The sequence below is a fragment of the Silvibacterium dinghuense genome (genome assembly GCF_004123295.1).
GTDB classification, from domain to species: domain Bacteria; phylum Acidobacteriota; class Terriglobia; order Terriglobales; family Acidobacteriaceae; genus Silvibacterium; species Silvibacterium dinghuense.
Genome location: NZ_SDMK01000002.1, coordinates 502,161 through 513,618, shown reverse-complemented (window position 1 = coordinate 513,618; position 11,458 = coordinate 502,161). Strand labels below are relative to the sequence as shown.

Annotated in this window: 8 protein-coding genes; 2 read left to right on the top strand and 6 right to left on the bottom strand. The window is 58.2% G+C overall.

Annotated elements, in window-relative coordinates:
- Positions 1-136: 136 nt before the first annotated feature.
- Genes ESZ00_RS11370 through ESZ00_RS11350 form a run of 5 tightly spaced genes read right to left on the bottom strand, consistent with a single transcriptional unit; the run spans position 137 to position 7,035 of the window.
- Complete coding sequence (locus ESZ00_RS11370) at positions 137-3,283, bottom strand: efflux RND transporter permease subunit (protein ID WP_129208371.1); 3,147 nt, start codon at positions 3,281-3,283, stop codon at positions 137-139.
- Positions 3,284-3,306: 23 nt separating this feature from the next.
- Positions 3,307-4,524 (bottom strand): efflux RND transporter periplasmic adaptor subunit, encoded by a 1,218-nt coding sequence (locus ESZ00_RS11365; protein ID WP_129208370.1) that lies wholly within the window; start codon positions 4,522-4,524, stop codon positions 3,307-3,309.
- A gap of 11 nt (positions 4,525-4,535) precedes the next feature.
- Positions 4,536-5,864 (bottom strand): TolC family protein, encoded by a 1,329-nt coding sequence (locus ESZ00_RS11360; RefSeq protein ID WP_229741199.1) that lies wholly within the window; start codon positions 5,862-5,864, stop codon positions 4,536-4,538.
- Positions 5,865-5,875: 11 nt separating this feature from the next.
- A complete protein-coding gene (locus tag ESZ00_RS11355; RefSeq protein WP_129208368.1) occupies positions 5,876-6,229 on the bottom strand; it encodes a DUF190 domain-containing protein in 354 nt (117 codons plus the stop codon).
- Between the two features lie 35 nt (positions 6,230-6,264).
- A complete protein-coding gene (locus ESZ00_RS11350) occupies positions 6,265-7,035 on the bottom strand; it encodes a hypothetical protein (protein WP_129208366.1) in 771 nt (256 codons plus the stop codon).
- 100 nt (positions 7,036-7,135) lie between these two features.
- Here ESZ00_RS11350 and ESZ00_RS11345 point away from each other — a divergent pair, with 100 nt between their 5' ends.
- Both ESZ00_RS11345 and ESZ00_RS11340 read left to right on the top strand, forming a co-directional pair.
- On the top strand, positions 7,136-7,879 hold the full coding sequence (locus ESZ00_RS11345) for a response regulator transcription factor (protein ID WP_240034497.1): 744 nt from the start codon (positions 7,136-7,138) through the stop codon (positions 7,877-7,879).
- On the top strand, positions 7,879-9,315 hold the full coding sequence (locus tag ESZ00_RS11340; RefSeq protein ID WP_129208364.1) for an ATP-binding protein: 1,437 nt from the start codon (positions 7,879-7,881) through the stop codon (positions 9,313-9,315). Before ESZ00_RS11345 ends, ESZ00_RS11340 begins: the two co-directional genes overlap by 1 nt.
- Here the strand turns inward: ESZ00_RS11340 and ESZ00_RS11335 are convergent.
- Positions 9,312-11,378 (bottom strand): beta-L-arabinofuranosidase domain-containing protein, encoded by a 2,067-nt coding sequence (locus tag ESZ00_RS11335; protein ID WP_129208362.1) that lies wholly within the window; start codon positions 11,376-11,378, stop codon positions 9,312-9,314. The genes ESZ00_RS11340 and ESZ00_RS11335 overlap by 4 nt on opposite strands.
- Between the last annotated feature and the right edge of the window lie 80 nt (positions 11,379-11,458).

The following is an 11,458-nucleotide window of genomic DNA, read 5'->3' as shown; positions in this document are numbered from 1 at the left end:
AGTATGCAATTATGTATACAACATGCGGAGGGGTTGCCAGTCTCTTTCCATACGAATGTGCTGAAAAAGATTGACGACTTATATCAAGCGGCATCTTCTCTCGCGCGCTCTTGATGATTCGAGAAGCGCCTGAAGATCAGGCGCTCCTGTTGCGGTAGGCGAGATAGAAGCCTGCGGGCACGAGGAAGATTGTGAGCAGCACGGAAATGGCGAGTCCACCGATGAGCGCCTGCGCGAGCGGGGCATAGGCCTCACTCCCTTCACCCAGCTTGAGCGCCATAGGCAGAAGACCGATCAGAGTTGCAAGCGAGGTCATCAGAATGGGACGCAGGCGTACGCGGCAGGAGGTGACGATAGCCTCTCGAACAGCCAGGCCTTCCTTCATCAGGTGATGTGCGAATTCGACGATCAAGATGCTGTTTGTTAGTACGATGCCTGCGAGCATGACGACGCCCATCAGGGACATGACGTTCAGCGTGGTTCCCCAGAGCACCAAAGCAAGGAGTACGCCGGTGATGCCTGGAGGAAGAGCGAGCAGGATGATGAAGGGATCGAGAAACGAGCGGAACTGTGCAACCAGGATGAGATAGAGCAGCAGCACGGAGAGTGTGAGGCCGATAGCGAAGCTGCGGAAGGACTCGTTCATGGAGTTGACCGAGCCAGCGAGGTTGACATCAACGCCCTGCGGGGGTTGCTCGTGCTTGAGGATTCCCTGGATAGATTTTGTGATCCGGCCAAGATCTTCACTCTGCGGGCGTACGTAAATATCCATGACGCGGCGGATTTGTGTGTGGTCCATCTCGGTTGGTGCCTGGAATTGTTGGATATCAGCCACCATGTCGAGTCGCGTGGGGCGCGTGATTCCAGCTCCATGCAGCGGGATTGCCTTGAGGTCGTCGAGAGACTGGACCTGGTTTTCGCGGTACATCACGGTGAGGAAGTAATTGTTGCCGCTCTTGGGATCGATCCAGATGGATGGCGCGATCATCTGGTTCGAGGTGAGAGCTGTGATGACGTTGGAGACTACCTCTTTTTCAGTAAGACCGAGTTCGCTGGCACGGGTGCGGTCGATGGCAATGCGCAGCGAGGGATAGTCGAGATCCTGGGGGATATAGACCTCGGCAACATTGGGAATGCGGCGCACCGCTGCTGCGATCTTGTGCGCGGTGTCATTGTCGGCACTCATATCGTTGCCGGTGATGCGAATGTCGATTGGCGCAGGAGCGCCCATGTTCAGCACGCCGTCGACAAGGCTCCCGCTGGAGAAGAAAGTCTGGAGCTCGGGCATCTGCGTAGCGAGCGCGTGCTGCACGCGTTCGATATAAGCAAAACTGCTGACGCGGTGGTCGGGCGAGAGCGCCACCTGGATAAAGCCTGTATGCGTGGCAGAGTTCGAGGAATAGAGCGCAGAGAATCCGGGATCGACACCGAGGTTGGAGATGATCATGCCGAGATCGTGCTTGCCGACGATGCTGCGAATGATTTGTTCCACATGTGCTGCTTCCGCATCGGTGTCATCGAGACGCGTGCCGGAGGGCGCTTTGAAGTTGATGACGAACTGGCCGGCATCGGTACGTGGAAAGAAGGAGAGGCCGAGCAGCGGAAAGAGCAGCAGGCTAAGGGCGAAAACGATGCCGCAGACTGCAAGTGTCTTTCCGGGTATGGCAAGAACCTTGCCGACGGCGACATCATAGCGGGCAAGAAGGGTATCGAAGCCGCGGCTGAAAGCTGCATTAAAGCGTTCCCAGACGCTGAGCTTGCCTCCGGCTTCCTGCACTGCGCCGGATTCCGTCGCGTGTTCCCCGGACTGATGTGGGCTGTGAATAAAGCGTGCGCAGAAGAGAGGCACGACTGTCATTGCGACGAAGTACGAAGCGAAGAGTGAAATAACGACGGCCAGAGCGAGTGCACTAAAGAGAAAGCGACTGACCCCGTACAGCATGGTAACGGGAAAGAAGACGACGACAGTCGTCAGGGTGCCGGCGAGTACGGGCAGTGCGACTTCGCGTCCGCCCTTTTCCGCAGCAACGGCAGGAGCTTCTCCACCTTCGAGGTGACGGAAGATGTTTTCGAGCACCACGACGGAGTTGTCGATCAGGCGGGAGAGCGCAAGAGCCAGCCCTCCGAGAACCATGCTGTTTACCGAACTACCCGTGAAGTGCAGCACGATAAAAGTAGCAAGCAGCGAAAGCGGGATGGAGAAGAAGACCGCGACTGTGGCGCGGAGGCTGCCCAGGAAAAGCAGAATCATCAGGCAGGTGAGGAAGAGTCCCACTCCGCCTTCATGCAGCAGTGTTTCGATGGCCGTGCGTACAAAGCGCGCCTGGTCGAAAACAACTGCGGTCCGCAGCGAGGCGGGCACGTCATAGAGCGCCTTCAGCTTGGCGCGGACACCGTCGACGATGGCGATGGTATTCGCATCACTGCCGCCTTTGAAGACTGGAACATAGACAGCATGCTGACCGTCGACACGTACGATGTTGTACTGGCGGCTGTACGCATCCTGTGGCACGGCCACGTCACCGACACGAACAGGGGACTGTCCAACTGTCTTGATCGGTACCTGTGCGATGTCGTCAGGTCCTTTGAGCATGGAGTTGGTGTAGAGGTCATAGTCGTAGCGTCCGATCTGCGCGTCGCCTGCAGGAAGGATGACGTTTGCGTCGTTGACGGCACGCACGACATCCATGAGGCTGAGTTGGTTGGCTTCGAGCTTGTAGGGGTCGGCGAATAGCTGAATTTGCCGCCATGTTCCACCAAAGGGCTGAGGTACGGAGGCTCCGGGAACACTGGCCAGCTGGTTACGGACATAGTTCTGACCAATATCCTTCAGCTTGCTCTGGCTAAGCCCTGCACCGGTGAGCGGCACCAGTGCGACGGGAACGCTCGAAGCATCCTGCTTGAGAATGATGGGCGGATACGTGCCCGGCGGCATGTCGCGCAGGTCGCTCATAGCGAGCGAGGAGATGGAGGCTGCGTCGGCGTCGGGGTCTGTGCCGGAGAGAAAGTAGACCTTGATGAGGCTGACTCCAGGCAGCGAGCGGGATTCGATGTGATCGATGCCGCTGGCTAGCGTGAACTGGCGCTCAAGGTGATAGGTGATGTTCGTCTCAATCTGCTGGGGCGGCATGCCGGAATAGAACGTTGCCACTGCGACGACTGGGAGATTAATTGGTGGGAACATGTCGACCGGCATCTCTGAGACGCTGACAATGCCAAGGATGGCGATGATGAGACCCAATACGACGATCAGATACGGATTGCGGATCGAAAAGCCCGACATGCCTGGGGAATGTCCTTTCCTCGTTAGTGCCTGTCGGCGGATGCGGATTCGTACGTAGCGGGAACCGGATTCACATGCTCACCATCGGATAAGCCGGTGTGACGGCCAACCGCAATCTGATCGCCTTCCGCGAGACCGGAGAGAATCTCGATGCGATTGGGAGTCTGCAGACCGGTGGTGACTGGGACCAGATGCAATGCGCCGTCGCGTATAACCCATGCCTGCTCGGCGGCAGTTCCGATGCCGTCGACCGCGTCAACAGGGACGCTGAGAACGTGAGGTCGGGGAGCGAGATGGAGATGGACTTCGGCATACATGCCGGGAACGAGTGTGCCCTGTGGGTTCGGCACATCCACTTCCGTGTCCATGGTGCGCGTGGAGAACTGCACGGAATCGGCGTAGCGAGTGACTGTGCCCTTGAGCGTGCGGCCGAGGCTGACCACATCCACGTCCACGGCTTCGCCATTGTGGATGCTGGAGACATCGCTGACAGGGACGGGCAGGATCAGACGGAGAAGGTCATTCTGTGCGAGGCTGACGAGGGGCATAGCCTGCGTCTGGGAGGAGATACCTGCCTGGATCATTGAGCCGGTATTGGCATACCGCTTTGTGACGACCCCGGTGAAAGGCGCTCGAATCGTCGCGTATTGCACCATCGCGTCTGCGCGCGAATATTCAGAATCGGCTTCGAGACGCGCCTGCTGCGCAGCTTTCAGTGATGAAACGGCGCTGTCCAGTTGCGCGCTGGCTTCGGCTTTGCGCGACTGCGCGACGTCGACTTCCTGCTTCGGCACGAGGCCACGATCGCGATTGGCCACATCTTCAATGCGCTGGTAAGAGAGGGATGCGATGCTGGCTGCGGCCCTGGCATGTTCGACAGCAGCCTCTGCGGTGGCGATATTCGCCTCGGCTGCAGCTTGACCTGCTTTTGCTTTTGCAAGGTCATCCTGTATTTCAGGGACTTCGAGCGTGGCGAGTATCTGTCCCTGATGGACGTGATCGCCGATGTCGACGTTGATCTGCCTGACATAGCCGGCGACCTTGGCCATGACATCGACATCCTGGTAAGGGTGGAATTCGGCCGTCAATACAAGATCGTTCTGTAGGTTCGCATAGCCGACCGCGGCTACCGGAACGGTAGGCGTCGCTTCCGTGGGAGCTGCCTGTTTTGAGCAGGCGGCGAGAAGAGCGCTGACGGCAGTAAGGCTTCCAAATAAGACAGTTCTTTTCCGAGGCGTCATCGGCAGACCTTTCAGTTGAGCTGGCCGGTTGCAAAGTCAAGCTGGGCGCGGCGGGTGAGGTAGGTGTAATTGGCATCGGCGGCCTGTATCTCGGCCGACGTTTCATTCAACTGTGCTTCGTTCAGCTCGACGATGCTGCCAAGTCCGGCGTCGTATCGATCCTGCGCGAGGCGCAGAGCCTCTCTGCTGGCGGCGACGAGTTTGGCGGTGACGGCGATGCTCTGGAATGCCTCTTCGGCTCGATACCAGGCGCTTTGCACCTGTTCATTGACCTCGAGCCGTACCTGTTGGGTATCTCGTGCGGCGGCGCTGGCCTCATGCGCTGCCTGCGCACGCTGCGCGGCAAAGAGACCGCCGTTAAATATGGGGATATTCAGATTGAATCCTGCGGCGGCATAATCGTCATGCAGCGTTGCGTCGTGATAAGGAATCTGACCGGCTGCGGCAAGGACAGTCAGCTTTGGCCAGGAAAGCCGCTGTTCGGCCTCGGCATAGTGTTGTGCTGCGCTTTGCTGAGCCACTGCGGCCTGTAGATCGGCACGCTGTGTCTGTGCGTCATGTTGGAGACTATCTGGCGATGCGGGGAGCGGATCTCCGGCGGGGCTCTCATCCGCGAGTGGCGCAGCGATGGACTGCTGCAGTCCCATTGCCGTTGCCAGATGTGCGCGGTCCTGCGCGACAAGGCTCTGCGCCTGCACGACGGCAAGATCGGCCTGCTCGACCAGGACGGTTGCGAATTGCACGTCGAGCGTGGAACGCAGCTCGCTTTTAGAAAGCTCGGTGAGTTGATGCGCGACCAGCTCACGGGTAGCTTTTGCGGATTGCGCGGCGCGGAGCACAGCCTCTGCGCCGAGTACCTGATAGTAGGCTGTGCGCACATTGAGACGCACCTGCGCCCGGGTCAGGATAGCAAGATCAGCCTGTGCCGATGCCTGGTCGCGGCTTTGTTGCACAAGTGCGTGGGTTCGTCCAAAGTCCGTGACGAGCTGGGAGAGAGTTCCGCCATACGCGAAGCGATCCGAGATGGAAGAGGTGGTAATGTTGCCGGCAGCCGTTGCTGTACCGGGATCGGCGACGCGTACGCCGGTGGTATTGAAGCCGATCGTGGGGAAGTCGGCGGAGCGTGCCTCCCGAATCTGTTCTCCTGCGGCGCGTGCGCGTTGCTGGGCGGCGAGCATGCGAGGTTGATTCAGGAGTGCCGTATTTTCTGCCGTAGCGAGGGTCAGGCTCGCCGGTTGTGTGGGGCCAGCAGTCTGAGCGAAGACAAAGGGAGAAGCGATAAAGGCAGTGGCAAGTAAAAATGGCATGCCACGGAAGAGCGGGGAAATGGACTTCCGCAAAACAAGCTTCACTAGGTAATGACCTTTTCCGTGGCAGTGATGGAGCGGAGCACCTGCGTTGGGTGCATCTCGACGAGACCATCGGTGACAAAAGCGAGAAGGTCGTCGAGGATTGCGTCGATCTTCGCCGGTTCATCGATGAAATAGATAAGAACGGGAAGATGTTCTCCTCCGACGTCACCCGCTCCCTCGGTGTGCAGGCGCCGGTGTGCACCGAAACCTGCGAAGGCCTGGATGGCAGTGGCGCCTGCAATACCGCGTTTCTGCAGGAAATCGAGGATGTCATCGACCAGGAAGCCGTGCTTGGCGCCTGTATCTCGATTGAGATGGATCGTCACCTTGAGTGCCGGCCCGATGTTGAGCATGCGTTCGGTCTCCAGAGGTTAGGCTTATGGAGTCTTTAGCGTGAGGCGACCGAAGACTGCGGGGCGATGACCTCAAGCAGTGCGGTCGAACCTTTCCAGATCCTGGGCGAATCGTGTGTGGAGGCGAGGGTCAGCACGGACGGGTGCGAGGGTGAACCCATCTCTTCAGCGGTAGTTTGCGGAAAGCCGTAGAGTCCGCAAGCGGAGGCGGAGTAGATACCGACTGAAACCTCTGTTGTGCTGGCGTCGCAGCGTCCGGAAGCGATGAGGTGCGCATAGACACCGCCATGACGAGAGTAGGCAACGATATCGCCGTCTTCATTCGTCACGGGCGCATTCCAGGGATAGCGCTGATCGCCGCCAATCTGCGTCGTGGTTCCGGAAGGATCAATATCGTGATTGATCGGGGTTTGCGCCTCGATGCTGGTGACTGGATCGGCAATGGCGCGCACGGTGATGTTAAGCGGCACGGCCTGATGATTCACCTCAACGGAATCGAAGCGGATGGAGAGAACAGAGGTCTTCTGACGCGCATAAGGGGTGTTATCGAAGACAAAAGGCGTAGCGGTGTCCACATGGCCGGTAATGCGAGCCCCCTTAGGAAGTACCTGGCCACCAGCAAGGGTGACAGACTGCGTGGTGCGAGCCTGGAAGCCTTCCCCTGCGTGCGAGCCGTGTGCGGCGACGTTCGAAGTGAAGATGATGGGCAGTGTGATCGGAGCGTCGAGCACGGGAGCAGCGGGAGCAGATTGTGCCAGGCAGCAGGTGGAGGTAAGCAGGAATGCGGCAAGAAGTTTAATGTTCATCGGTGTGATCCTCCGTGCGTAACGATTTATCTGGAGTTGACCACGGATAGGGCTGACAGAAATCTGACAAGATTCTGACATCGCAGCAGGGTGCTTGCCGGTGACGCGGAGCTGCGAAATGATGAGAGTGGGTGAAATGGGCATGTCTTCTGCACGAGCGAAAATCCTGATCATCGATGACGACAGGAAGCTGTCAGAAGCAGTAGCTGCGGGGGGAGACGGCGCCGGCTACGAAGTTCTGACTGCAGGCTCGGCAGAGGAGGGATTTTTCCTTATACACAATCAGCATCCCGACTTGCTGATACTGGACCTGACACTCCCGCAACGCACCGGACTGGATTTGCTTCAGCAACTGCGTAGTGAGGGTACGGATGTACGCGTGCTGATTCTTACCTCGCACAACACAATCGACGACCGGGTTACGGGATTGCGCCTGGGCGCGGATGACTACCTCGGCAAGCCGTTTTCATTTCCAGAGCTGCTGGCACGCATTGATGTACAGTTACGGCGGACTGTTCCGGCTCAGACTGCGGCGATGCTGCAGGTAGCAGACCTATGCGTGGATGCGAAAAAGAGAATGGCCATGCGTGATGGGCAGCGATTGGAACTAACGGTGCGGGAGTTCGACCTGCTGTTGTATCTCGTCGAGAACCGCGGGCGCACGGTATCCCGCGAGATGCTGGCGCGGGATATATGGCACGAAACTTCGCGCTTCACCCCGATCGACAATGTCATCGATGTACAGGTCGCGCGGCTGCGCAGAAAGATCGACGACCCGTTCGGAGTAAAGCTGCTGCAGACCGTTCGCGGGCTGGGTTTCACGCTACGGGAGCCGGAGGTCTGATGCCGCATTTGCCATTAAGTCTGCGAAGCCGGCTGACGCTCTGGTATGTAGCCGTGCTGGCTGTTCTTCTACTGGTCTATGCGAGCCTGGTCTTTGCGTTTCAATATGCAGTGCTCAGCCGGCAGATCTTTCATGACGAAGTGCAGGATGTGGTGACGGCTGAAGGGTTGCTCTACTTCGACCAATCCGGCAGCTTGCACATGCAGGATAACTACTATTCGCGTCCGCAATCTCACCTGTTGGTCGACCGGCTCATGGAAGTGCGCGATCTTTCCGGGCTGGTGCTCTATCGAAGCCCGGCCCTGCACGGAATGCCATTGGGCGGTCCGTTGCGCAGAGACGAGGGAGACAGGAGCTTCAATGAGCGCGCAGTGCGGCTTGAGGATGGTACGTATGCAGTGATCATCAGCCATATTCACACCCTGAATGGTGTGACGATGGTGATCCGGCTTGGGTATAGCCTGGCTCCGCTGCGGGAGAGGATGACGCAATTTCTGGTGTTGCTGCTGATTGCGGTCCCTCTGGCGCTGCTGGTGGCGGGAGCGGCTGGGCAGATCATCGCAGCCCGTGCGCTTCGACCTCTCAAAGAGATGACGGAGCGCGCGCAGGGCATCACGGCCAATAATCTGCATGATCGTCTGGAGATTGCGAATCCAGGAGACGAGCTAGGGCAGTTAGCGAAGGTCTTCAATCATCTTCTGGGGAGACTCGATGAGGCATTTCAGCAGTTGAAGCGCTTTACGGCGGATGCAGCCCACGAGTTGCGCACTCCGCTGGCTTCTATTCGCACGATGAGCGAGGTAACCCTGGAGCAGCATGCAGGCCTGGATACCTATCAGGAAACTTTAGAGAGCGTCCTTGAAGAAACCGCTCGCCTGAACGAAACAATCAACGGTCTTTTGCTGCTGGCTCGGGCCGAGTCCAGCCAGCCAGGTGAGGCTCAGAGCGCATTTGTGGTGCGGGACCTGGTGGATGAAGTACTCGGCGTGCTTGAAGTCCTGATCGAAGAAAAGCAGCTCACCGTGCGGCAGGACGGAGACGCCATGCGCAATATTACTGTGCTTGCAGATCGCTCTCTTCTCCGCATCGCTTTCATGAATGTGCTGCACAACGCGGTGAAGTACTCTCCGCGTGGCTCATTTCTGGATATCCATTGGAGGCTTGAGTCGGACCGTCTTGGTATCGATTTTCAGGATGAGGGCCCCGGCATCCCTCGCGACGAGCAGCAAAAAGTGTTTGAACGCTTTTATACCAGCAGAGCTCTGGCCAATGCTTCAGGAAGCGGTGCGGGCCTGGGACTTTCGATCGCGAAGCTGATTGTGGACCGGATAGGCGGAAAGATGACGTTCGAAGAAGTAGAGCATGGCGCGAGATGTGTCATCGAAGTGCCACTTTCTGCGGGATCAGACGGCTATCGGAGCTTCGAAAAAGTCTAACTGGATTCTTGCGCATGCGGTGTTCCGAGATCAGGAAAGATCGTGACGCGTAGCTGTGTCGATCCGTAGGGCACCAGAGTGATCTGCTCGAGCTCAGGGTGAACCTGCGTAAAAGCAAGGTCGGGCAGGGGCGGGGTGAAAGACTGGCCCTCCTGGTTGGTGATGTCCTGCAATGTATAGTTTTCGATTTTGCGCGCAGCTACGGTGATATTGATCGGTGGGTGCGACCACGGATCGTCTGAGATTGCGCCATTGGACTCGTGTACGCTTATCTGTCCATCGAGAGGGCTCGCATTTAGAGCCAGTCCATAGTTCCATGCGCTGGTGGGCGTTGCGTTGTAACCAGGGAAGGCTGAGGTGGAGTAGTCGGGCACTGTGAAGGTACTCCACTTTTCCTGAATGGGAAGGGAAAACACCAGAGGACCGCGTTCCAATGCAACGCCTCCATATGGCCATGCTGTACGAGCCAACGCCATGGGAAGTGTCAATGTCAGGGTGTCGCCAGGACGGAAGCGGTGCTCCAGCGTAACGAATCCCTTCTGCGGCGTGAGTGTAACGGTACTTCCGTTGAGTGTGAGTTGCGGCCGCTTGCACCAGGCAGGCACGCGCAGTGCGAGCGGGAACTTCGCTTCATGCGCTCCTGCAAATCGGAAGGTGATGGTATCGCGGAACGGATACTCTGTTGTTTGCACAATTTCGACGGGAGTACGCTCGGGACCTACGGTAGTGCGGAGTGTCGAAGGGCCGTAGAGTGTCGCGACGAGCCCGCCTTCGACCGAGCGCATCCACATACGGCTTACGTAATTCGGGTAAAGCCGATGCACATTGCCGCCGCAACACGCAGTACGCTGACCGGGGTTTGGCTGATAGGCCATCATGTAACTGCCATGCGCCATCACGTTGTGGTCGGACTTCTCGGTTGCTAGAAACTGGTTCGGGCAAGAAAAGTACTGCAGCGCCTTCCAGTCATTGCGAATAGCCCCCGGCCCCGCATTGAAGCAGGCCCGCTCGATGCGATCACTCCAGACACCGTCGCCGGTAGCCTGCAGCATATATCCCCAGCCCCAGGTGTGATCCACGATGTCGCAGGTCTCATGTGAGTCAAGCGAAGTTCGAGTACGGAACCATTCGGACGTCGAAGGAATTCCATCTACCAGCATATGGTGCGAGAAGATGCGCTGCTGTGCGGCCAGGGCAAAGCGCAAGTACTCCGGATTGCCGGTATACATGTAAAGAATGGCGGGCAGCTTAGCAGTCTCGGCATAGGTCACACCATGTGCATGGATCGGGCTGTCGGCATAGACCCGCGTGCTGCCTAAGTCTCCGTGTCCCGGCGTGTCCGCGACCTGAGCCTGAAAGCGTCGCCAGGACTCCTCGGCCAGAGAGAGCAGCTTTGGATCACCAGTCTGCCTGTAGCACCACAGCATGGGCTCAATGTTCGTAATATTGCGCTCGGGCAGGGCATAATCTGCCGGGTCGTTGAGATAGTGTTTCCGCATGGCTTCTGCTATGCCGGATGGGCCCACTTGTGCATCGGCACAAGCCATTAGGCTGCGGAAAAAGACCATCTGTGGCCAACGATGTTCGTCGCCGATTGGATCCTCGAAATAAGATGGGCCGAGATAGCCATTGGCGCGAGCATGGGCAAGGGTGAAACCGATCGGCACCTGTACTTTTTGCATCAGCGTGCTGTCGCGCGTGACGATAGCCAGCCGCGTCGCGCCATCGGTCCAATAAGCGCGCTGCTCCCAGGGCCACCAACTGGGTCCCTGTTCGAGACCGTTCCAGTATTCTGCGCTGAATGGCCAGGAGATTTCCGGCAGGTGCGAGCCAAGCTCGGCAGCCTGCTTGGAAAGCCATGCACCCAGCCAGCCCTGCGGCTCAACCGCACCGGGCGCCAGTTCCATGAACAAGCCATGTGTCGCAATCGCTGGCGAGTTCTCCGCTGCGTGCGACGGAGCATCCACCAATAAGCCGGCAGCACTGGCGAGGCCCAGTTCAAGAAATCGCCGGCGATCAAGAACGAATGGCTGCGAAAGGTGCTGAGATGGTGTCGGCTTCACAGAAACTCCCTTATGCTCCTTGCCCAAAGTACCAGCACGCCTTTGGGTTCTGCAAAGTATCGACCGGTCCGGGGGCTAGA

Coding starts and splice junctions, on each gene's coding strand:
- ESZ00_RS11350 (WP_129208366.1), bottom strand. CDS start 7,035: ATGAACATTAAACTTCTTGCCGCATTCCTGCTTACCTCCACCTGCTGC.
- ESZ00_RS11355 (WP_129208368.1), bottom strand. CDS start 6,229: ATGCTCAACATCGGGCCGGCACTCAAGGTGACGATCCATCTCAATCGA.
- ESZ00_RS11370 (WP_129208371.1), bottom strand. CDS start 3,283: ATGTCGGGCTTTTCGATCCGCAATCCGTATCTGATCGTCGTATTGGGT.
- ESZ00_RS11365 (WP_129208370.1), bottom strand. CDS start 4,524: ATGACGCCTCGGAAAAGAACTGTCTTATTTGGAAGCCTTACTGCCGTC.
- ESZ00_RS11340 (WP_129208364.1), top strand. CDS start 7,879: ATGCCGCATTTGCCATTAAGTCTGCGAAGCCGGCTGACGCTCTGGTAT.